This window comes from Gordonia namibiensis NBRC 108229 (genome assembly GCF_000298235.1).
Classification (GTDB): Bacteria; Actinomycetota; Actinomycetes; order Mycobacteriales; family Mycobacteriaceae; genus Gordonia; species Gordonia namibiensis.
In genome coordinates, this window is sequence record NZ_BAHE01000060.1 from 15,022 (window position 1) to 36,417 (window position 21,396).

The window sequence follows — 21,396 nt, forward strand, 5'->3', positions numbered from 1 at the left end:
CCGACAGGCCGGTACCGAATATTCCCGCAGTGTCCGATTCCATTCAACAGGCGTAGGAGCCGACGCGGCGCGGCAGGGTCCGGGGTACCCCCTAGACTCTGACGGGTGGACAGCGCCGGACGAGCTCATGTACTGATCACCTTCGGTCGGTCGTTCCTCTCACTGGAACTCGCACGACTCATGGCCGCGGGTGGTCATCGTGTGACGACCGTCGACTCGATACCCGTCGCCATCAGCAGATTCTCCAACTCGGTGGGCGAATTCCATCGTGTTCCGCCGCCGAAGTTCGAGCCGCTCGAATACTGCCGAGCCCTCGCGCGGATCGTCGAGGAGAACGACGTCGACATGGTGATCCCGGTGCACGAGGAAACCGACATCATCGCGATGCTGGCCGAATTGTTCCCGCCGACGTGTCGGCTCTTCCTCTCCGATTTCGACATCGAGAACCGGCTGCACCACAAGTACGAATTCCAGGAACTGCTCGTCGAACTCGGAATCCCCACCCGCAAGTTCGCGCGGGTCGCCGGACCCGAAGACGCGGGTTCGCTCGACTTCGACAAGCCCTTCGCGCTCAAGCGGTGTTACTCGCGCGGTTCGCAGAAGGTGCACAAGGTGCAGCCGGGGGATCCGCTCACCTGGTTGGAGCACGACGAGCAGAACCCGTGGGTCGCGCAGGAGTGGGTCTCGGGCGACAAGTACTGCACCTACTCGGTGTGCCACGAGGGCCGGATCTACGCGCACGCCACCTATCCGGTCGACTACGCGATCGACGGCAGCTCATGCCTGAACTTCCGGTCCGTCGACCATCCTCGTATCCAGGCGTGGGTCGCCGATATCGTCAAGCGCGTCAACTTCACCGGGCAGATCGGCTTCGATTTCATCGAGGACGGACCGGACAAGGATCTGTTCTGCATCGAGTGCAATCCACGTGCGACGAGCGGCATCATGATGTTCTCCCCGGAGGACGGCGTGGATCGAGCCTTCCTCGGTACCTCGGACCCCGATGCCGAGATCATCACTCCCGCACCCGGTGTCGACAAGATGATCGGGCTCGGCATGATGCTCTACGGGTGGCGCGCGCCCTCCCGCAACGGCCGGTCGTTCCGCCAGTTCGCGCGTGACTTCCGCGGCGCGTCGGACGTGATCACCCGGTCCGGCGACCAGAAGCCGGCGGTCCTGCTCCCGCTCGCCTACGCGGGAATCCTCCGCAGCTGTGTGAAGTACCGGGTCGGGCTCGCCGAGGGCTTCATGCACGACCACGAATGGGACGGCCTGCGGATCAGCCTCTGAGCCCGGTCATCGACGGCGGTTCCGCTCGATGTCCTCCAGATGTGCGACACGATCTCTTGACCTGGCGGCGTAGACTCGAAACCCAGCACCACCTGCGGCGATGGGTCACGTGAGCGGGGTTCGGTGTGGGGGAAACGTGCTCGAGGGGGCTCGCTATGTACACATCCAAGATCACTCGTCGTCTGACCGTCGGGATCACCACTGTCGCCGCGGCAGGCGCACTCGCATTCGCCGGTGCGCCCATGGCCGCAGCGGCGCCGGTGGAGGCGCAACCCGTCATGGGTTCCGTGGCGCTCTGCTTCGGTGTCCCGTTGGGTTCACTGTCCTTCAACATCTGCATCTGACGGCACGACGATCGCGTCCCGGGGGTCGAGGCTCCCCGGGGCGTGGCAATTCCGTGCCGCTGACGTGCGGAAGTCCTGCTCTGGCAGTGATTCCGCACGTACGATTCACCGATGACGTCGACGACGCCCGAGGTTGACACCGGTACGGCACCGGCACGCGCGCGTGCCATCCTCGTCGCCCTGATCCTCGTTGCGGGCGTGGCCAACATCAATCTCGCGGTGGCCAACGTCGCGCTGCCGGACATCGGCAAGGATCTCGACGCCAGTTCGACGCAACTCAACCTCATCGCGGTCGGGTACTCGCTGGGTCTCGCCGCGTCGGTCTTGTACTTCGGTGCGCTCGGAGATCGCCACGGCCGCAAGCGAATGCTCGTGGTCGGCATGGCGCTGTCGATTCCGGCGTCGCTGGTGGCCGGCTTCGCGCCGAACGTCGAGGTGCTGTTCGGTGCCCGACTGCTCGGCGGTATCGCGGCCGGTCTGGCCTTCCCGACGACGCTCGCGGTGATCACCGCGCTGTGGTCGGGGCCGAAGCGCACCCGGGCGATCGCCGCCTGGTCGGCGTTCGGCGGCGCGATCTCCGCGCTCGGCCCGGTGATGTCGGGTGGTCTGCTCGAGGTGTTCGACTGGCATTCGGTGTTCCTGGTGACCCTGCCGCTGGCGGTCCTCGCGCTGGCGGCGGCCTGGTGGCTGGTGCCCGACGACACCGGTGACGAGGCGGCCGTCGTCGACAACCTCGGCGGCATCGTCTCGATCGTGATGGTCGGGGCGCTGGTCCTCGCGATCAACTTCGCGCCCAACAGCGATCAGCGACTGCAGGTCTACATCCTCGCCGCGATCGCGATCGTCGCCGGCGCCGGCTTCGTGTGGCGGCAACTCCGCGTGCGTGTTCCGCTCTTCGATCTCCGCATCGCGTGCCGTCGGACCTTCTGGGTCGCGGCGCTCGGCGGACTCATCGTCTTCGGCACGCTCATGGGTGCGATGTTCATCGGCCAGCAGTACATGCAGAACGTGCTCGGTTACTCGACCCTTGCCGCGGGTGCGACGATCCTGCCCGCCGCCGGAGCGATGGTCATCGTCGCGCCGCGGTCGGCCACATTGGTGCACAGCATGGGATCTCGGTTCACCCTGCTGTCTGGGTACGCCTTCATCGTGCTCGGGCTGGTGTTCGCGATGCTCACCTGGGACGAGCACGCGCACTTCTGGCACGTCGGGCTCGTGTACGTCCTCGTCGGCATCGGCGTGGGCCTGGCCGGCACCCCGGCGTCGCAGTCGCTCACCGGGTCGGTGCCCGTCCAGCGCGCGGGCATGGCGTCGAGCATGTCGGACCTGCAACGAGACCTCGGCGGAGCCATCCTGCAGTCGACGCTCGGCGCGATCCTGACGGCCGGCTACGCCCACCAGTTGCGGGAGACGATCGCGAACTCCCCGCAGGCGAATCAGGTCACCGAACAGACCGAGGCAGCGCTGACCAAGTCCTTCTCCAGCGCAGAGATACTCGCCGAGCGTTATCCCCAGTACGCCGACCAGATCATCGGAGCCGCCCGGGACGCCTTCGTGCACGGGGACAACCGCGCCTACGGCGCCGCCGCGGCGATCGTGCTGGTAGGCGCCGCCATCGTCTTCTTCTTCTACCCGGATCACGACGGTGAGCGCGCGGCGATGGCGGAGTACGCGAAACAGCGCAGTCTCTGAGGCGCTCCCGGCGGGAGCGGGAAACGGTAGGGAAAGTGAGCACGCCCGTGTTCTCATTGAGTCATGGAGCGGATACCGACTGATCTGGTGAATCCCGATCTGGCCGTGCAGCGATACGGGAAGGCCGGACGGGTCTGGCTCGACCAGATGTGGCTCGCCGATCCGCTCGCCGACGCGGTGGCGGCCGACTCACATCCGGGCGGCTCGACGACCTCCGTGCTCCGGCAGGCGCTCGCCGCCGGGATCTCCTCACTCGACGAGTCCACCGAGTCGATGCGGGCCCTGTTCGCCTTTCTCGACGACGAACCGGACTGGGTCGACCACGATCGGATGGCCCGGGCCGCGGATGCGCTCATCGTGAACACCGCACCGCTCGGCATCGTACTGGGCGCGGCCTCACTGGTGCGCGGTGCGGGAAACACGATCGCCGCCAAACCCCTTGCGATCACCGGACGCTATGTGTCGCAGCCGGCGATGCGGTCGGTGGAGGTCGGGGAGTGGCTGAGTCAGGTGATCACCCCGGGCGGGATGCGGCGCGACGGAGACGGTTTCGCCTACACCGTGCGGGTCCGCATGATCCATGCGCACGTACGGCGCATGCTGTGGGAGCGCGGAGATTGGGACGAAAATGCTTGGGGTGTGCCGATTCCGCAGCCGTACATGGCCTTCACGGTCGCCGAGTTCGGACACATCGCGATCGACGCGATGCACACCCTCGGAGTCCGGTTCACCGACCGCGAACTCGACGACATCTACCACCTCTGGCGTTACGTCGGCCATGTCGTGGGCATGAGTCCCGAACTCAATCCGCGGTGCGAGGCCGACCACGTCCGTATCGAGGAGCTGTACCGCCTGACGTCACCGGGGCCGGGGCACGATGATCACGACTTCGTGGTCGCGCTCACCGAGGACTACCTCGCCCCCGAGCTCGCCAACGTACTGCCCGGTCCGCGTATCCTGCGAGATCGATTGGCCACCAACCTCATGTACGGATTGCAGCGGGTATTCGTCGGCGACCATGACGCCGACGCCCTGGGCATCCCGGACGGGAGGGTCAAACACGTCCTCGGCCGGATCGGCCCGGTTCTCGCGCTCGCCGGATCGGCGCAGCGTGTCGGCGGCGCACGGCGCGCTCGTCGTCGGGTCGAGAAGGCCTACCGCGTGCGCGATGCCGAGATGGCCCGGATGCGCGACGACTACCGGGTCACCCACGGATTGGTCGACGCGGCCGCCGCCTCCGCATCGTCGGGCCGGCCCCCGGTCGACGGGCCGCCCGCTCAACCGCCGAATGCGCCTGCAGCGGTGACGTCCTCGGTCAGGCAGTAACCGATCGAGGCGGGCTGCGCGAAGGTCCACTTCGTCTGATCATCCGGGCAGCTGATCGACCCGTCACCGCGGCTGACCGTCTTGGCGATGACCGTGTTCTCGACCGGGGAGGCGCCACATTCGACCTCGCGGTAGTCCGCGAGCTTCCCGCCGTTGATCGGGATCTGATAGCAGGTGTCGGTCGCGAAATTCGGTGTCATGCAGAGCTTCTGGTCGCCACCGGCGAAGGTGAGGGTCGAGGTGTAGTCGGCGGTGCATTCCGAGTCGGACGCCACCTTGTCGGCGGCGAAGAAGGTGAGGCCCTCGGTGCCCTCGCAGTCCTCCTTGGTGGCCTTCACCTTGCCCTCGCCGGCCTCCTCGCCGATCTGCAGGCATTCGCCGACGTCGATGTCGGAGGCTTCCTCGACGGTCTGAGAGCCGATGCTGAAGCTGCAGGCCGCGAGGGCGCTGAAGCCCAGACAGGCGACGATGACGGTGGCACGTCGGCCGATCTGCCACAGCGGCCGGCGGGGGCCGGGAACGGGACCGATCTGCGCGTGGTGCATCTGCGCGATCTCGAGGCGATCGGTGTCGGGCTGGGTGTTCTGCTGGCGGGACATGCGGTTTCCTCTCCTGGGCGGTCGTCGTCCGGGGGTGCCGGGGCGGTCGACCGTGGGGGTTCGTGTGACAGGAGAAAGAATCGCCCGGTCCGCTTGTGGGGAACTTGGGGTCGACTTGTCCGGGTCTTGGACCGTCTTGGATCGTCTTGGACCATCTCGGACGGAGCCTCTGGTCAGAGGTCCTGGTCAGGGTGTCAGCGCTGTCCGAGCGACGCGTCGAGTGCCTGGAGCTGTTCCGGCCGGACGTCGCGGAGCACGGCCATGGTGGCGGTGATGGCGAGGTCGCAGGCTGCGTCGATGCCGGCGCCGTCGACGATGAGGGCACGATGCGCGACGTCGAGGCTCATGCCGAGCAGCAACGATGCGAGGGCGTCCGCGCCGGCGGCGATCCGGGTGCCGCGCTCGGCGTAGTTCTTCCGCAGCCGTGCGGAGATCCTCGGTTCGAGAGCGGCGTACAGGCGCCGGTTGCCGTGGCCCTCACGGTGTCCCATGAGGACCCGCAGACCCGCGGGATGATTTCGGGCGTAGTCGAACAGGCATCGCACCGAGTAGCGCGCTCGCGCCCCGTACGGCATCTCCTCGCTCTCGTCGTAGACGCGGAACATGAACGAGGTGAAGGTGTCGAGCTCGCGGCTGATCACGCGGGCGACGAGATCATCGCGGGACCCGAAGTGTGCGTAGAGCGTCACCCGGGTGGTGGCACCGCGCTCGGCGATCGCGGTCATCGTCGCGCGGTCGGCGCCCACCTCGGCGATCACCTCGCACGCCGCATCGAGAAGTTGCTCGTCGGTCGGGCGATTCCGGGTGCTGCGCGCCGGGCGTTCGTGCTCGGCGCGTCTCCCGGAGGACCGTTCGGTCCCCTCTGCAGATCGATCGTCGGCGGTGACCACGGCGTCCCCGGATTCGTCGGTGGTGGCGTTCGTCGTGTCCTGCCTCAGGAGGCCTGTTCCTCTATGGTCCGACCGAAGTAAGCGGCCTCCACTTTGTCCCGTCGGCTGCGAAGTTCGGCGGCACTCGCCGACAGGGCCACCCGGCCGTGATGGAGGACGATCGCCGAGTCCGCGATCCCGAGGGCGAGGTCGATGTGCTGTTCGACGAGGACCACCGCCATCTGGTGTTCGTCCGCGAACGAGCGTAGCCGCGGTAGCAGATCCTGCACGGCGACCGGAGACAGACCGAGACTCATCTCGTCGATGAGCAGAACCCGCGGACGCGCGAGCAGCGCTTTGGCCAGGGCGAGCATCTGCTGCTCACCGCCGGAGAGATTGCCGCAATGACGAGAGCGCATGGTCTTGAGCTTCGGGAAGTACCCGAAGACCGTGTCGAGGTCGGTTCCGTTCTTGCGCTTGGCCAGTCGCAGGTTGTCCGAGACCGACAGCTTGTGGAAGAGGCCGCGGGTGTCGGGGACCAGGGTCACGCCGCGGCGGGCGTTGCGTTCGATGTGATGGTCGATCGGCTCCCCGAGCGCGGTCACGGAGCCCGACATCAGCGGAAGGGCGCCGACGGTGGCGAGCAGGGTGGTCGTCTTGCCTGCGCCGTTCGGTCCGAGCAGGGCCAGGATCTCCCCGGCGCGGACCGAGGCACTCAGGCCGCGCACGGCCGGCACCCCGCCGTAACCGACGGTGATGTCGTCGAGTTCGAGGACGGGGGTGGCCGAGGAGGCGTCGGACGGCGTGCTCATCGGTTCTCCTCGGACGAGGTCGGTTCGGTTTCGGTTGCCAGATCTGTTGATTCGATGAATGTCCCGGACGCGTCGAGTTCGGCGACCGCATCCGGGTCCACCTGCGGGCTGCCCAGGTACGCGGAGATCACCGCCGGATCGTCCTGGATGGCCGCGGGTGTGCCACTGGCGATGACCTTCCCGAAGTCGAGCACATAGAGGCGGTCGCAGACGTCGAGGACCAGCGACATGTCATGGTCGATGAGGAGGATGCCGATGCCGGTGGCAGCGATGCGACGCAGTTCGGCACCGAAGTCGCGGCTCTCGTGGGTGTCGAGGCCGGCGGCGGGCTCGTCGAGGAGGACGAGTCGGGTCCCGCCGACCAGGGCCCGGGCCACGCCCACCAGTTTCTGTTGTCCCAGGGTGAGTTCGCCGGGAAGCTGATCGGCGGCGTCGCGCAGGCCGACGAGGTCGAGTGCGTGGTCGATGGTCTCGGCAGGCGGCCGTGAACCGTTGATCACGTCCGACAACATCGCGCGCAGGCCGACGGGTTGCACGGCGACGGCCAGGTTCTGGGAGACGGTGAGGTCGGTGAACAACTCGCCGGCCTGCCAGGTGCGCGCCATCCCCGCCCGCCGCCGACGGTGCGGTGAGGCCTTTTCGAGGCGTTCACCGGCCAGCGACACGGCGCCCGTGGCCTTGGTGAACCCGGTGACTGCGTCGACGAAGGTGGTCTTGCCCGCACCGTTGGGACCGATCAGGCCGACGATCTCTCCGGCGCCGACCGTGATGTCGACGTCGGAGTTGGCGCTGACTCCGCCGTAGCGGACGGAGAGTCCATCGGTTCGGAGCAGGGTGGTCCGTTCCAGGACGGTCGACTCAGACATGGGCACCTGCCTCTGCGCTCTGCGCCGCGCCGGGCGCCCCGGGTTGGGGCTCCGGTTCTCGGCGGTGCCGGAGGGTCCGGATGCGGTCACCGAATTCCGACGCCGCGCCGGCCACGCCGACGGGGTTCATCACCGCCATCAGCAGGAGGCTGCCCGCAGCGATGAGTTCGTAGTACTCGCCGAAACTCAGTGTCTGGGTGAGGAACACATAACCGACGCCGAGGGGGCCGATGATGCCCGCGATGACGGCACCGGCGAACGAGGTGATGCCGCCGACGTAGGTCATCGCCAGCAGGGTCAGGCCGATCATGACGGTGAACGAGCCGGCCGAGAGCTGGCCGCGGCTGTAACCGATGAGGCAACCGCCGATGCCGGCGAGGAAGGCCGACAGGGCGAAACCGAGGAGTTTGGTTGCGGCGACGTTGATCCCGACCGATGCGGCGGCGCGCTCGTTGGACCGGACCGCGAGGAACGCGCGGCCGGTCGAGCCGCCCATGAACCGCAGGACCACGAGGGTGGCGATCGCGACGACGACGAGAACCATCAGCGCGAACCGCAGGGTGACGAGGTTGGTGCCGTCGCGCACACCGAGGTCGATGCCGAAGAGGGTCGGGTCGGCGATCATGTTGCCCTCGAAGGCGGTGATGGCCGGGTTGTTGAACACGAAGCTCTGGATCGCCAGTGCCGCGGCCAGGGTCACCACTGCGAGCTGCGCGCCACGGATACGGAGCGCCGGGACGCCGACCAGCACGCCGAGGCCCGTTGCGATGAGCGCGGCGAACAGCATGCTGAACGGGAACGGCACGTTCCAGTTGGTGGTCAGCTTCGACAGCGCGAAACCGGCCGCCCCGGCAAATGCCATGGACGCCAACGATATCTGTCCGAGATAACCGGTCAACAGGACCAGCGAGAGCGCGATGAGCGTGAGGATCACCGAGGTGACCACGCCGAACCGCCAGGTGCCGAAGGTGAGCAGGATGGCGATGACGACGGCCGCGATGATCGCCACCGTCGGGACGACCCGGATACGGGGTATGCGCACCGCCGGCATGCGGACCTCGCCGAGCGAGCCACGCGACGGAATACGTCCGCCGAGAAGGAACAGCGCGACCACCACGATGACGAACGGTACGGCGTCGCCGAGGCCGGCCTGCGCCCATTCCGGCCACCAGGTCTTGGTGGCGAGCCACGAGATGACCGACTGGAAGGCGCCGAGTACAAGACCTGCCGCGCAGGCGATCCCGAAGGAGGTGAGCCGGCCGACGAGGGCGACCGCAAGCGCCGGGATGACGAAGAAGGTGTAGCTGGTGACGGTCAGACCGATGGTGAACGAGGCCAGCACGACGATGAGGCCGGTGGCCGCGCCGCTGATGACCCACACGATGGCGGCGAGGCGGTCGGGGGAGTAACCGGACAGGCGGGCGGCCAGTTCGTCCTCGGAACCGGCGCGCGTCGCGACACCCAGTGTGGTGAGACGGAAGTAGGCCCACAGCAGCAGGGACACCGCGATGGCGACGCCGGCGAGGATCAGGTCGGAGACGTTGACGACGGCACCGGCGATCTCCACGGTGTTCTCGGGCAGGATCGACTGCGCGAAAAGGTTTTCCGTGTCGAAGCGCAGCTGGACGAGAGCCTGCAGGAACAGCATGAGTCCGACGGATGCGACAACCTGTGCCAGCACGGGCGCGTGTCGTAGGGGGCGGAAGACGAGGACGTGGGCGAGCAGCGCCCAGACCACCGCACTGACCACGCCGAGGACCAGCGCGAGTTCCATCGACGTGGGGTCGTCCTCACTGCCGAGACTCAGTGTGCCGATGGGCAGGACGAGGCTGCCGTCGGTGCGCAGCGCGGCGACGAGGTAGACCGAGTAGAGGCCGATGGCGCCCTGGGCGAAGTTGATGATGCCGGTGGCGGCGTAGATGCCGACCAGGGACGAGGCGAGTACCGAGTAGATGGCACCCGCGGCTAGCCCGAGGAAGGCGAACTGGAGGAATTGGCCCATGTGGCAACTCATTCGTTCGGCGCGTGCGCATTACACGCGGACGGATCGCGCGGACGGGTGGGTGGTGGGATGGGCCCCGGGGTGGGGCCCATCCCTACCGTGTCGTGCTCGCTTACGCGGCGCCCGGGATGAGCGCGAGCGCTGCCGGGAGCGGGGTGATGAATCCGCCCGTGGCGGGTTCGGTCTTCTTGTCGGCGACGACGTTGAACAGCAGCATCTCGGTGGTGCAGTTCGGACTCGTCGGCTTACCGCAGTTGAGCTTCGGGCCGATGAAGGACTGGTAGTCCTTGACCGCCTTCAGTGCGCCGAGGATGCTCGGGCCGGTGTACTCGGTGAGCTCGGCATTGCCCACGGTGGTGGCGAAGTCGGCGAGGATCGAGAAGGTGCCGTAGGCGTAGAAGCCGGCGGTGCCGCTCTGGTCGTCGATGAACTTCTGCGCGGTCTCCAGGTTGCCCTTGACCTCGGCCGGCGTGGAGTCGAGCGCGGGTGTCTGCCAGAACGGTGAGTACGTCTGAGCGCCGACGGCCTGCTGGCCGAGGGTGTCGATGAAGTCGGTGCAGGCGGCCAAGAAGATGGTGCCCTCGAACTTCACCGAGCGCAGCGACTGGGCGAGCTTGGTGCAGACGTTGTCGTTGGGTGCGGTCATGAGACCGGCCGCGTCGGGATTGCCCTCGGCGAGCTGGCTGGCCAGCTGCGTGAAGTTGGGCCCGGCGGGCGGGTAGTACACCGACTTGACCTCGATGCCGAGCTGCGCGCCGAGCGGCTTCATGAGGCCGTCGAAGACCTGATGTGCCTGCGGCAGATCGGCGTTCGCGAGAGTCAGTGAGCTCTTGCCGTCGGCCTTCAGCTGCTGCATGAAGCCGACGAGGAACGCGGCCGGCGGCGGTCCGAAGTACACGCGGTTGTCCGCCGAGGCGCCGGTGATGGTGCTGAACGGGATCTGGCCGACCAGCGGGATCTTTGCGGCGGTCAGGATCGGCACGGCGGCAGCCGATTCGGCGTTGAAACCGTCGATCGCGGCGACCACGCCGGCCTCGACGAACTGGTTGGCACACGACACCGTCGACTCGGGTGCGGTCTGGTCGATGCCGCAGTCGATGATCTCGATGGGGCGGCCGTTGATGCCGCCGATCTGATTGTTGATGTAGTCCACGGCCGCCTGTTTGCCGGTGGTGACACCGGGCTGGGTGGCCGGGCCCTTGGAGGGATTGAACAATCCGACCTTGATGGCTTCGCCGGAGGCCTTGGTGCCGCTGGAGTCCGCGGCGGAGCCGTCCGATCCGCCGTCGTCGCTGCTACACGACACGACGGAGAATATGCACGCGGCGGCCACGGCGACCGCCGCGAGCCGTCCGGCTCTTCGAGAGTTCGACAAACGCATGTTTCGACTGCCTTTCGGCGATGGTCTCCGGGCACGACGAAGCAGCCCGGGAAGCAGGCATGACGACATCGCCCCGGCGGGGCTTGAAGGTGAGTGAGTTCGTTAACCCAGTCGTCGGACTGGGCCCGAGATTCGGCACCGTCCGCCCAGTTCACGGCCGGTGAGTCCACCTCCGGTGTGATGTGGACCACCCGAAAATTAGCGACATTCTTACGCGGGTGTCAAGCTGTTCGGGCAAACTGGACACACTCTGATCCAGATCGGTACGACGAGGTGTACGCGAGGTGAGTTCGCAACGCGCAGTGGGACAAACGATTCACTAAAGGAAAGAGGGAAGCGTCGTCAGTCAACGGTGAGGTGGCCGTCGGCGTCGACGGCCACCCGGGCCGTGTAAGCCCGGACGAGGTCGAGTCGCTGCCAGGAGGCGCGGCCCGGGCGCTGATCGTCGAGCGGGTAGCCGGCGGGATGTGCTGTCGCGACGAGGATCTGGCGACGCTGCGCGTCGGACAGCGACGGGAAGGCGGGGGCGATCAGGTCGACGGCCTGCTGCGGGACCACCATCCGATGCGTCGGTGAGGAGACCCGGTCGAAGCCGTAGGTGAGGCGCTCGGTGTAGATGCGCTTCGCCTCGTCGTCGGTGAGATACGGGGTGTCCTGCTCGATGCAGGCGGACAACGGGGCGCCGCAACGCCATTCGAGCTCACGACGGATCTCGGCGGCGGAAGCGCGGAGCAACCGGTTGAACTCCGGGTCGTTCCACCGGTCGGCGGCCGCCGCCTGACCGACCATCGCTCCGCCGATCACGTCGAGCGGGTAGTGCACGCCGAGCACCACGCGGTGATAACCGCCTTCGGAAGCGCGCGTGAGGAACTGCGGGGCGAACTCGGGGAGCATCAGGGCGAGAAGGGTTCCGCGCCAGAAGAACATGCCCGCGTGCCCGGACGGGAACGACGGGTTCATTCCGAGTGCGTCGTACTCGTTCGCGCCGGCGCGGGTGTACTTCCGGATTCGCTTGGGGGCGACGACGAACGGGCGGTCGTTGTCGAAGACGTACTTCTCGACCAGCGTCGTGTTGGCGATGCCGCCACCGCGGGCCAGGTAGTCGCTGAAGATCGACGTTGTCTTGGGCAGTCGGCCGGCGGCCAGAGCGTCGCGGAAGTGGCGGCCGAGTTTCTGTCCGAACGCGTCGGACATCGTCACGAGCGGATCGTCGTGGGCGTCGGTGAGTGCGCGTCGCTGCAGGGCGGGGTCATCGGCCGCGGCCTGGTTGATGGCCACGACCTTGTCGAGGTTCTGCGCCATGATCTCGGGGTGGTCCCGGCGTAGTGCACTGAACGTCTCGATGGGCTGCAGGTAGATGCCGCCGGGGAACGAGGAGATGTCCGACGGGTAGAGCCGCGCGAGGTCGCCGATCGGGAACGGCGCCGGAGCGGGCTTCGCGGGGGCGGCCTGCGTCGGGGCCACCAGTGCGGCGGTTGCTGCGACGGCGGCAGCGGTCGCGATGACGGGCGCGAACAGCCGCACGAGGGTCCGCCGGCGCGGGCGGGGTGCGGAGGTTGTGCGGGGTCTGGCGACGCTGTCCGAGGTCACCTCACGATCGTAGATGTTGTTTCGCCGGACGAACGGCCGGGACGCGGCGGCGCCCCTCCCCGACTCTGATGAGCGGCGAGGGGCGCCCGGTCCGACTATCGGGCTCGACTATCGGGTTCCACTATCGGGCGGCGGGATTCTCCGGGACGTCCGGGAACTCGGGGCGCCCGGCCGACAGCCAGGCGTCGAGCTCGGCGACGGCCGCGGCCTGCGGATCGGCGATGCCCCCGGCCCGCAGGCGGGCTGAGTAACTCTTCATCAGCCGGAGTGCGCCGGGTTCACCGGCCACCAGGGAGTCACAGAGACCACGGGCCTCGGCCTCCAGGTCGGCCTCGGGCACGACGCGGCTGACGAGACCGATTGCGAGTGCCTCCGAGGCCGAGACGTCCCGCCCCGTGTAGATGAGGTCCGCGGTGGCGCGAGGTCCGATGAGCGGCGGCAGGTATTCGGCGACGACCAAGGGGGCGAGGCCGTGGCGCACCTCGTCGAACCCGAGGGTGGCCGTGTCGGCGGCGATGGACAGATCGGACTGCACCGAGATCCCGCTGCCGAACCCGAGGGCGCGGCCACGGATCACGGAGACGCTGATGCCGGGGAACCCGCGCAACAACGCGTTGGCCTCGAGGATCAGTCCCAGCGACTGCGCTTTGGTGACACCGGGGACCTTCTCCTTCTGATCGCGTCCGACGGTGAAGTCGTCACCCTCGGCCCGGATGATCAGCAGCAGCGACCGATTGCTGTGAGCGGCCCGCAACCCTTCGATGAACTGCTGCATCGCACCATAGGTGAGAGCGTTGGCACGTTCCGGGTTGGAGAGTGTGACTGTCGTGATCGGGCCATCGTGTTCGGCCCGGACCAGCACCGGTTCGGTGGACGAGACGGCGGTCATCGCGCGGCCACCGCCTCTCGGGGGTTGCTGACGATCGGGTCGGGGATACGCAGGCCGCGGGCCTCGAGGATCGGAAGTACGGCTTCGGCGAAGAAGTCGAGTTCCGGACCGTAGTCGTAGAAGCCCAGCTGCGCACCGTCGATGCCGGCTTCGTGCAATCCCTCGAGCTGGTCCGCCACATCGGTGGGACTGCCGATGATCTGGACGTGTCCGCCCAGAACACGGTCGGATGGCACGTGTTCGGGCCATCCCTGTGCGTCGCCCGCGCGATGCCGCGCGTCGTAGTTGACGATCGACGCGGTGTCGGCGCGGGCCGTGATCGCATCGCGGTAGGCGTAGGCCTCTTCGCGGGTCTCCTTGCAGATGACCATCGGGAAGATGATCGTCTTGTGCTGCCTACCGGTCCGGTCGTAGGCCTCGTCGATCTCCTTGGTGATCGTCGGGATCGACCGCATCGCATCGGCGTACGGCGCCCCCGACCGGCTCGAGGTGAAGACGATGTCGGAATGGTCGGCGGCGTAGGCGAAACCTGCCGCCGATGCGCTGGCCGACACCATGATCGGGCGCCCGTGGACCGGACGCGGCGACACGTAGGCGCTCTCGAGGTCGTACCACCGGCCGTGGAAGGTCAGGTCCTCTTCACCGGCCCACAGGTCTTCCATGATCGAGGCGAATTCGTCTGCGCGGGCGTATCGTTCGTCGTGCTCGATGCGCTGCATGCCGAACATGAGCGGTTCGCGGGCGTCGTAACCGGTCACGATGTTGAGGCCGAACCGTCCCTGTGCGATGTGATCGGCGGTGGCGGCGAAACGGGCCAGGTACAGCGGATGCAGGGACCCGTACAGCACGTGGACCGTCGAGATCGTGACCAGCCGCGTCGTCAGCGGTGCGAGTGCGATGGTCGAGATGAAGGGGTCCAGGAAGTTCTCCCGATAGTTCGTCTCACCGCCGAATCCGCCCTTCTTCACCCACTGTTGAAGGCCGAAGGCGAAGTCGAGACCGTGCGCTTCCGCTTTCAGCGTGAGTTCGCGGTTGTACTCGAAGTCCCAGCGGGTGTCGCGTGGGTAGGTCGACTGGGAGAAGGCCCCGGTCTGCGTGGGGAGAAACAACCCCAGCATCATCGGCTGCCGAGCGATCCGCGACAGCGGACTCGACGGGTCCTCCAGTGGTGAAGGCGGCTGATGCAGCGCCGCAGTGGTGTCCGATGAGTCCGTCATCGCTGGGCTCCTTCCTCGGTGCTGGTGATCTCGGCGATGTCCACTGGTGCCGGCAGGTTGGTTCCGCGGGTCTCCGGCCCGAGGAACAGGGCGACGATCACGCCGAGACCGTAACCTGCGCAACCGATCACGATGGCAGCATCGGAGATCGAACCGAACGTGGTGATCAGCGAGGCGCTGATGAGCGCGCCGATGGCGGCCGGGAAGCGCGCCAGGTTGAACACCAGGGTCATACCCGTGGCGCGCACGTTGGTGGGGAACAGTTCACTCGGGTACAGCGCCAGCCAGGTCATCTGGCCGAGGGTGAAGAAGCCGTTCACCGCCGCCCAGAAGATCAGCGAGCCCTTGCTGTCGGGGATCAGGAACATGCAGGGGGTCAACGCGACTGATGCGACGAAGAAGGTGAAGATCACCGGCTTGCGACCGACCAGGTCGGCCAGCCATCCGTTGACCAGGTAACCGACGACGCCGGCCGCGTTGTAGGCGAGCACGACCAGGGTGACCGCACTGGGGACGTCGTCGGTGGTACCGACGAGGATGCTGCGGGCGTAGGCGGGGATCCACGTGGAGACGGCCCACCAGCCGATCATCGAGGCAAGCGCGCCGAGGGTGAGCATCAGGACCCGGCGGCGGTAGACGGGGTGGGAGAACACCTGGCTGATGGACGGCTTGAGGAACTCAGCGGCCTTCGCGCTGCTGACGCTGCCAGAAGACACGGCCTCGGTCAGCGCCCGACGCTGCTGGTCGACCTTGACCCACAGCGGGGAGTCGGAGGCGAGTCGGCGGATGTACAGGACCAGGAGCGCGGGTACGACGCCGAGCGCGTACATCCAGCGCCAGTCACCCGGGTTGCCCTGGTTGACGAGCTGCCAGACACCGGTCGCGATGAGGAAGCCGATGCCGAAGCCGCTCTGCAGGAACGCGAGTCGAAGGCCGCGGCGACGGGGAGGTGCGGTCTCGGCGACCAGTGAGCTGCCGCCGCCCCACTCGGCGCCCATGCCGAGGCCGGTGAGGAAGCGGAGCACCAGGAGGACGCCGTAGCTGGGTGCCAGTGCGGTTAGTCCCGCGCAGATCGCGTACCAGAGGATCGAGACGATCATGACCTTCCGCCGACCGAAACGGTCGGCGAGCACGCCGGATGCGAGACCGCCGATCGCCCACGACAGCAGGGTGATCGCGAGGATGGCACCGACGTAGTACGGCGAGGCATCCTTGCCCACGAGGTCGTTGACGACGAACGACGCCACGAGCACGGTCGCGAATGTCTCGTAGCCGTCGAACATCCAGCCGAGGTACGCACCGGCGAAAGCGTGCCGCCTGCCGTTGCGCTGCTCTGGGGTTTCGGTGTTCGGGGGTGTGAGCGTATGAGTCACGAGGACAGGCCTTTCGCGAGGGCGCCGTCGGTCGCCGGCGCCACAAGTGGGGATGGGAGGTCGAACGAATCGAGTTGTCGTGCGAGGAGTTCGATGTCCGCTTCGGGCATCGGTCCGAAAGGTGCTGCGGGACCGCCCAGGTCGTGACCGAGGGCGCCCATCGCGGCTTTCATGGTGGTGGTCAGTCCGTACTTGGCCCACCGGCTGGGGAACAGTCGGAAGTGGCGCTGCCACTGAGCAGCCCGCTCGTGATCGCCGTCGCGGAGCGCACCGACGACCTGTGCGCCGATCAGGGTGCCGGGCGGCGGCATCATCGCGCCTGAACCGCCCAGCAGCAGAGTCGTGAGCAGCGGCTGCATCGTGGTGAAGTAGCGGGCGTGGCCGGCCGAGTCGATCTCGGCGCACAGCCGCCCGATCTTGGTCAGGTCGCGCGAGCTCTCCTTGAACCCGACCACGCCGTCGATCAGCGAGAGTTCGACCATGGTCGCGGCATCGGTGTCGGTCCCCTGAGATGGATTGTGGTAGGCCACGATCGGAAGCGGCGACGACGCCGCGATCCGTTCGAAGAACGCGACCAGATCGCCCACCCGCGCCGGGTTGCCACCCGGGTGCCGGGGCATGAGGACCTGGATGAAGTCGGCGCCGGCGTCCGCCGCGGACGCGGCGAGCCGAAGGACCTCGGCGACATCGGGTGAGGAGGCGCCGGCCAGAACCGGAACACGTCCGTCGACGGTGTCGATGGCGGCCCGAAGTGTCGCGACCCGGTCGGCCTCGCCGAGGATCTGGTACTCGGAGACCTCGGCACCCAGGAGCGACACCGCGTCACAGTGGTCGACCATGAAGTCCAGCAACGGATCGAGGCGTGCACGATCGACGCGGTTGTCTTCGGTGAAAGGGGTCAGCGCGGCGCCGATGATGCCGGCCGGAAGAGACTTCGACGCCATCAGTGTGCCCCGGCCGACACCGGTAGCTCGACCGGCTCGCCGACGCCGGCGCGGTTCACCGCATGGGCCGCGACGTCGTCGTCCTGGGCGGAGTTGCCGCCACTGATCCCGATACCGCCGATCACATTGCCGTCCACGATGATCGGAATTCCGCCGGCGATGACGTTGAAGTGGCCGTCGTTGGTCTGGTTGATGCCCCACGCCGGTCCGTCCGGCTGGGACACCTTGCCGTAGAACGACGTGTGGTTGCGGGCGCCGGCCGCGGTGAAGGCCTTGTCGATCGCGATGGAGACGCTGGTGATCTTCGCGGTGTCCATGCGGTCGAACGCGACGAGGTATCCGCTTTCGTCGACGACCGCGATGCACATCGGCACGCCGATCTCTTGCGAGCGTTCGGTGGCCGCGGCGATGAGCGACCTCGCCTCGGCGAGATCGATACGGGAAATCTGCAGCATGAGTTCTCCTTCGGGGTCGGGGATCGGGGGTCGGGGGTGGGGTGTTCGGGATGAGGGGCGCCGTGTCAGGACACGGTCTGGAGGACCGGGGAGAGTCCGAGGTCGTCGCGGAACGTGGTGCCCTGGTACGAGGTTCGGAAGACACCGTGATCCTGGAGGCGGGGGACCACGAGATCGACGAAGTCGTCGAGGCCGTCGGGCAGGACGTCGATCATGAGGTTGAAACCGTCGACGGCCCCGTTGCGGTACCAGTCGATGATCAGGTCGGCGACGTCGTCAGGTGTCCCGACGACCTGGGCGTGCCCACCGCCGTTGCGGTACAGCACCTCTCGGACGGTGAGGTTCTCCTCGACGGCCAGCCGGACGACGGCGTCGCGGAATCCGTGCGAGGCGTTGAACGAGGGGTTCGCGCGGATGAGGTCAACCGGGAGTGGTTTGTCGAGGTCCAGTGCGTCGACGGGCACTCCGACCCGGAGAGCGAGCTTGCGGAGCTCGGCGTCGGCGCTCAACTCGTCGAGGGCGAGTTTGCGGGCGCGCGCCTCCTCCCGGGTTCGTCCGATGACGGGAACGAGACCCGGCAGCACCTTCACCGAATCCGGATGGCGGCCGAAACCCTCTGCGCGACGACGGAGGTCGGCGCGGAACTCCGATGCCGCCGATCGGGTGTTCTGGACGGTGAACACGGCGTCGGCGGTGCGCGCGGCCAGTTGCCGTCCGGTTTCGGACGCCCCGGCCTGGAACACCACCGGCCGGCCTTGACGGGTCCGGGGGAGGGTGAGCGGTCCGCGGACCGAGAAGTGCTGTCCGGCATGGTTGATGGGCCGAACCTGCTCGCGATCGGCGAACACCCCGGAGGTCTTGTCGCCGATCAGTGCATCCTGACCCCAGCTGTGCCAGAGGGCGGTGATGACGTCCATCGCCTCCTCGGCCCGGGCGTACCTGTTGTCGTGCTGGGGCAGGTCGCTCGCGCCGAAGTTCGCGGCGACGTCGGGCACGAAGGTCGTGACGACGTTGAAACCGGCCCGGCCACCGCTGAGGTGGTCGAGCGCGGAGAACCTGCGGGCAAGATTGAACGGCTCGTTGAACGTCGTCGACGACGTCGCCACCAGTCCGAGGCGGTCGGTGACCGATGCCAGTGCGGAGAGGACCACGATGGGGTCGAGGGCGCCGAGGTTGGGCCGTTCGAGATTCTCCTCCGACAACGCGAGCGTGTCGGCGAGGAACAGTCCGTGCAGGACGCCGCGCTCCGCCGATCGGGCGATGTGTTTGTAGAACTCGAGGTCGAGATAGTCCGAGGCCTCGCCCGTCCGGTACCGCCAGGCACCGAGGTGCATCCCGACGCCCATCGCGGTGGTGATGAGAATCAGGGAGTTCTCGGGTGTGCGATGCTCACGCGGCGTGTTCACGTGGCTGTCTCCTCTGACCTTGGGCGGTTCGGCGCGGGCGGGGTGGGAAGTGGCTGGTAAGCGCCCGTCAACATATGTCTACGGATGTCGACAGACGTATTCATACGGCGTTACCATCGCCTGCGACAAGACTTCCGCGCAGCGTGAGCTTTTGTCGGCCGGGAACTTCGTGAAGCCGAGGTGCATCCGGTAGAAGCAGTGAACGACGAGGTCGACAGACCGCCCCGGCGGTGAGATGTCGCAGATGACACCATTGCCACGACCATCGCCATAGGAGGGCATGTGCCACGAGAAGTTCTCGAGCCGGCGCCGGGTTCGGCCGCCGGCGAATCGAACGCCGATGCGGCGGGTGGGCGTGGTGCTCTGTATCAGGTGATCCGGCAGGAGATCCTCGCCGGCAACCCGCCCCCGGGTGGCGCACTGCAAGAAGTCGCGCTCAGCAACCGGCACGGTGTCTCCCGCGCGCCGGTGCGTGACGCCCTGTTGCGGCTCGAGGCGGAAGGTCTCGTCGAACGCGGCCCGCGCGGCGCGGTGGTCAGGGTTCGTACGCCCGAGGAGATCTACGACATCTACCAGGTGCGTATCGCTCTCGAGGCCGAGGCCGTGGAATCGGCGATCCGGCACGCGACCGAGCTCGACTTCGCGAGGCTGACGCTCGTTCACGAGAATGCCGTCGCCGAAGCCGACCACGACCGTGCACGGCAGCTGCACCGGCGTTGGCATCGCGTCCTCGCTGCCGCCTCACGCAATGACACCATCTGTGAGGTGTTGGAGCGCTTGACCTCTCAGCTCGCAACCTACGAGACCCAGTCGCTGGCCGAGACCGGAAACCTGTCCCACAGCCACGACGAGCATCTCCAGATCATCGACGCGATGCGGGCACGCGATGTCGCCGCGGCGCGCGACCTGATCACACGTCACCTGCAGCGGACGCGAGATGTTCGCGTCAAGGCCTTGCTGCACGTCGAGGACGAGTCCGAGGCCGCTTCGGCTGACTAGTGCGACTCGCCGGGGCCGCCGGGATCAGCAGGACGGGCTACCCGGGAACGCCGGCACGCCGAGACCGCAACCGACCGCGGTCACCGCGCGGATTCGGGCCTCGGGATTGCGCCGCTCGAGCGCGGGAATCAGGCCGTTGGTGACCACCGTGGTCTTCGCTGCCGGGCTCGTGGCTGCCGGGTCCAGCACCCCGCGCTCACGGGCGAAGTTCACCAGCTCGTCGTAGACCATCGAGAGGGCTGCCTCGGTGGTGCGGTCCTCCGCAGCGAGATCGTGGAAGTCCACGCCGGTCTCGTATTCGTGGCGCACCGCGTGCGGTCCCTGATTGCAGGCGCGATCGACCAGGTCGATGTCGAAGGCGCGGTGTCGCGGCGTCGGTGGCGTCATCGTGGCCCGGTCGGTGCACGTATGGTGCGAGATCCGGTCGCCGAGTGCGTGGATGTAGATGCCGATACGCGCGTTGGCCGACTGCTCACCGACGTAGGAGTCGAATCGCTCCGAGGTCACCCCGTCGGTGATGACCTGGCGGCCGGTCACGTTCTGGAAGGGGAGGGTGACCGGATAGGCGACGCTGTACTGGCCGGTGATCTGGGCCGGGTTGCGACCGCCGTAACACGTTGTTCCGGTGGAAAAGTCGCCGCGTGCGGTCCGGTCGGTGAAACCGCCGGTGCACAGGGGTGCGTCGCTGCCGGGGCCTTCCATGGCCCAGCGCCGGATGTGGGTGAGCATCACTTCGTGCCGCGGATCGTTCACGTTGGGTCGCAACCCGTTCGGTACCGGCGATCGAGGATCACGCATCGTCGGCAGCACGTGGAAGAGGAACCCGCCGGTGTTGAAGTGAGTGCGCACGAGGCCGCTGATGTCCCTGGTGGTCAACGCGGCTGCGTGCGGGACCTTGTTGCTGCGCATGTCACGGGGCGCGAAGGTACCGAGGTCGGTGGCCTCGCTGTAGGCGGCGATCCAATAGGCGTCCTGCAGCGAGAAGCCCACCTTGCGCGCCATGATGTACGTCGAATCCGTGTGCACCAGACTGCGTCCGCCGAGCGGTTGCTGCAGCGTGTAGCCGTAACGGATGGCGCCGCGGATACCGCACAACGGATCGTCGCCGTTGTTCGGCGGGCAGGCGAACGGCAACGGTGCGCAGTTGTGGGGTGGTGCCCCTGGCGTGTAACAGATGTCCTCGGCGAAACCCCGGGCCGTCGGCGGTGAGGCCGCGATCAACGACGTCGCGACAAGGACGAACGTCAGCGCGGAGACCGCGAGAGCGCGTGGCCAGAGCCGGATCTGGAAGCGACGGGTGAGGCGCATGCTGATCCCTCCTGCACGGATCAGCTCATCGTAG

General features: G+C 67.4%; 19 protein-coding genes. 5 read left to right on the forward strand and 14 right to left on the reverse strand.

The features are described from left to right. Positions 1-105 precede the first annotated feature (105 nt). From GONAM_RS21490 to GONAM_RS21505, 4 genes are all read left to right on the forward strand, one after another. A complete protein-coding gene (locus GONAM_RS21490; RefSeq protein WP_040537172.1) occupies positions 106-1,290 on the forward strand; it encodes an ATP-grasp domain-containing protein in 1,185 nt (394 codons plus the stop codon). A gap of 155 nt (positions 1,291-1,445) precedes the next feature. Then, positions 1,446-1,634, forward strand: coding sequence for a hypothetical protein (locus GONAM_RS21495; RefSeq protein WP_006868862.1), 189 nt, complete (start codon positions 1,446-1,448; stop codon positions 1,632-1,634). Between the two features lie 111 nt (positions 1,635-1,745). Further along, positions 1,746-3,326 (forward strand): MFS transporter, encoded by a 1,581-nt coding sequence (locus GONAM_RS21500; protein ID WP_006868863.1) that lies wholly within the window; start codon positions 1,746-1,748, stop codon positions 3,324-3,326. A gap of 63 nt (positions 3,327-3,389) precedes the next feature. Then, complete coding sequence (locus tag GONAM_RS21505; RefSeq protein ID WP_006868864.1) at positions 3,390-4,652, forward strand: oxygenase MpaB family protein; 1,263 nt, start codon at positions 3,390-3,392, stop codon at positions 4,650-4,652. Here GONAM_RS21505 and GONAM_RS21510 read toward each other — a convergent pair. From GONAM_RS21510 to GONAM_RS21570, 13 genes are all read right to left on the reverse strand, one after another. Further along, positions 4,604-5,251 (reverse strand): hypothetical protein, encoded by a 648-nt coding sequence (locus GONAM_RS21510; RefSeq protein WP_006868865.1) that lies wholly within the window; start codon positions 5,249-5,251, stop codon positions 4,604-4,606. The genes GONAM_RS21505 and GONAM_RS21510 overlap by 49 nt on opposite strands. 194 nt (positions 5,252-5,445) lie before the next feature. Continuing rightward, the gene (locus tag GONAM_RS21515) at positions 5,446-6,141 is read right to left on the reverse strand and encodes a TetR/AcrR family transcriptional regulator (protein ID WP_040537173.1); all 696 of its coding nucleotides are present in this window, start codon (positions 6,139-6,141) and stop codon (positions 5,446-5,448) included. Between the two features lie 44 nt (positions 6,142-6,185). Beyond that, the gene (locus GONAM_RS21520; protein ID WP_006868867.1) at positions 6,186-6,932 is read right to left on the reverse strand and encodes an ABC transporter ATP-binding protein; all 747 of its coding nucleotides are present in this window, start codon (positions 6,930-6,932) and stop codon (positions 6,186-6,188) included. Next, the gene (locus tag GONAM_RS21525; protein WP_006868868.1) at positions 6,929-7,798 is read right to left on the reverse strand and encodes an ABC transporter ATP-binding protein; all 870 of its coding nucleotides are present in this window, start codon (positions 7,796-7,798) and stop codon (positions 6,929-6,931) included. Before GONAM_RS21525 ends, GONAM_RS21520 begins: the two co-directional genes overlap by 4 nt. Next, a complete protein-coding gene (locus tag GONAM_RS21530; RefSeq protein WP_006868869.1) occupies positions 7,791-9,800 on the reverse strand; it encodes an ABC transporter permease in 2,010 nt (669 codons plus the stop codon). The genes GONAM_RS21525 and GONAM_RS21530 overlap by 8 nt, the downstream gene beginning before the upstream one ends. A gap of 112 nt (positions 9,801-9,912) precedes the next feature. Further along, positions 9,913-11,181 carry an ABC transporter substrate-binding protein gene (locus tag GONAM_RS21535; RefSeq protein ID WP_006868870.1) on the reverse strand — a complete coding sequence of 423 codons (1,269 nt, stop codon included), beginning with the start codon at positions 11,179-11,181 and terminating at the stop codon, positions 9,913-9,915. A gap of 342 nt (positions 11,182-11,523) precedes the next feature. Continuing rightward, positions 11,524-12,705 (reverse strand): phosphatase PAP2 family protein, encoded by a 1,182-nt coding sequence (locus GONAM_RS21540; protein WP_006868871.1) that lies wholly within the window; start codon positions 12,703-12,705, stop codon positions 11,524-11,526. A gap of 187 nt (positions 12,706-12,892) precedes the next feature. Continuing rightward, positions 12,893-13,660 (reverse strand): enoyl-CoA hydratase/isomerase family protein, encoded by a 768-nt coding sequence (locus GONAM_RS21545; protein ID WP_006868872.1) that lies wholly within the window; start codon positions 13,658-13,660, stop codon positions 12,893-12,895. Then, the gene (locus GONAM_RS21550; protein ID WP_006868873.1) at positions 13,657-14,877 is read right to left on the reverse strand and encodes an LLM class flavin-dependent oxidoreductase; all 1,221 of its coding nucleotides are present in this window, start codon (positions 14,875-14,877) and stop codon (positions 13,657-13,659) included. The genes GONAM_RS21545 and GONAM_RS21550 overlap by 4 nt, the downstream gene beginning before the upstream one ends. Then, entirely contained in the window at positions 14,874-16,250 is a 1,377-nt protein-coding gene (locus GONAM_RS21555) for an MFS transporter (RefSeq protein ID WP_006868874.1), read from the reverse strand. The genes GONAM_RS21550 and GONAM_RS21555 overlap by 4 nt, the downstream gene beginning before the upstream one ends. Then, on the reverse strand, positions 16,247-17,194 hold the full coding sequence (locus GONAM_RS21560; protein WP_006868875.1) for a dihydrodipicolinate synthase family protein: 948 nt from the start codon (positions 17,192-17,194) through the stop codon (positions 16,247-16,249). Before GONAM_RS21560 ends, GONAM_RS21555 begins: the two co-directional genes overlap by 4 nt. Then, complete coding sequence (locus GONAM_RS21565) at positions 17,194-17,649, reverse strand: GlcG/HbpS family heme-binding protein (RefSeq protein ID WP_006868876.1); 456 nt, start codon at positions 17,647-17,649, stop codon at positions 17,194-17,196. The genes GONAM_RS21560 and GONAM_RS21565 overlap by 1 nt, the downstream gene beginning before the upstream one ends. A gap of 65 nt (positions 17,650-17,714) precedes the next feature. Continuing rightward, positions 17,715-19,055 carry an LLM class flavin-dependent oxidoreductase gene (locus GONAM_RS21570; protein WP_006868877.1) on the reverse strand — a complete coding sequence of 447 codons (1,341 nt, stop codon included), beginning with the start codon at positions 19,053-19,055 and terminating at the stop codon, positions 17,715-17,717. A gap of 282 nt (positions 19,056-19,337) precedes the next feature. Here GONAM_RS21570 and GONAM_RS21575 point away from each other — a divergent pair, with 282 nt between their 5' ends. Beyond that, positions 19,338-20,054, forward strand: a complete 717-nt coding sequence (locus tag GONAM_RS21575; RefSeq protein ID WP_006868878.1) for a GntR family transcriptional regulator — start codon at positions 19,338-19,340, stop codon at positions 20,052-20,054. Positions 20,055-20,078: 24 nt separating this feature from the next. Here GONAM_RS21575 and GONAM_RS21580 read toward each other — a convergent pair whose 3' ends face one another. Beyond that, on the reverse strand, positions 20,079-21,362 hold the full coding sequence (locus tag GONAM_RS21580; RefSeq protein WP_006868879.1) for a hypothetical protein: 1,284 nt from the start codon (positions 21,360-21,362) through the stop codon (positions 20,079-20,081). Between the last annotated feature and the right edge of the window lie 34 nt (positions 21,363-21,396).

Coding starts and splice junctions, on each gene's coding strand:
- GONAM_RS21500 (WP_006868863.1), top strand. CDS start 1,746: ATGACGTCGACGACGCCCGAGGTTGACACCGGTACGGCACCGGCACGC.
- GONAM_RS21535 (WP_006868870.1), bottom strand. CDS start 11,181: ATGCGTTTGTCGAACTCTCGAAGAGCCGGACGGCTCGCGGCGGTCGCC.
- GONAM_RS21520 (WP_006868867.1), bottom strand. CDS start 6,932: ATGAGCACGCCGTCCGACGCCTCCTCGGCCACCCCCGTCCTCGAACTC.
- GONAM_RS21580 (WP_006868879.1), bottom strand. CDS start 21,362: ATGCGCCTCACCCGTCGCTTCCAGATCCGGCTCTGGCCACGCGCTCTC.
- GONAM_RS21525 (WP_006868868.1), bottom strand. CDS start 7,798: ATGTCTGAGTCGACCGTCCTGGAACGGACCACCCTGCTCCGAACCGAT.
- GONAM_RS21545 (WP_006868872.1), bottom strand. CDS start 13,660: ATGACCGCCGTCTCGTCCACCGAACCGGTGCTGGTCCGGGCCGAACAC.
- GONAM_RS21505 (WP_006868864.1), top strand. CDS start 3,390: ATGGAGCGGATACCGACTGATCTGGTGAATCCCGATCTGGCCGTGCAG.
- GONAM_RS21510 (WP_006868865.1), bottom strand. CDS start 5,251: ATGTCCCGCCAGCAGAACACCCAGCCCGACACCGATCGCCTCGAGATC.
- GONAM_RS21550 (WP_006868873.1), bottom strand. CDS start 14,877: ATGACGGACTCATCGGACACCACTGCGGCGCTGCATCAGCCGCCTTCA.
- GONAM_RS21560 (WP_006868875.1), bottom strand. CDS start 17,194: ATGGCGTCGAAGTCTCTTCCGGCCGGCATCATCGGCGCCGCGCTGACC.
- GONAM_RS21565 (WP_006868876.1), bottom strand. CDS start 17,649: ATGCTGCAGATTTCCCGTATCGATCTCGCCGAGGCGAGGTCGCTCATC.
- GONAM_RS21495 (WP_006868862.1), top strand. CDS start 1,446: ATGTACACATCCAAGATCACTCGTCGTCTGACCGTCGGGATCACCACT.
- GONAM_RS21530 (WP_006868869.1), bottom strand. CDS start 9,800: ATGGGCCAATTCCTCCAGTTCGCCTTCCTCGGGCTAGCCGCGGGTGCC.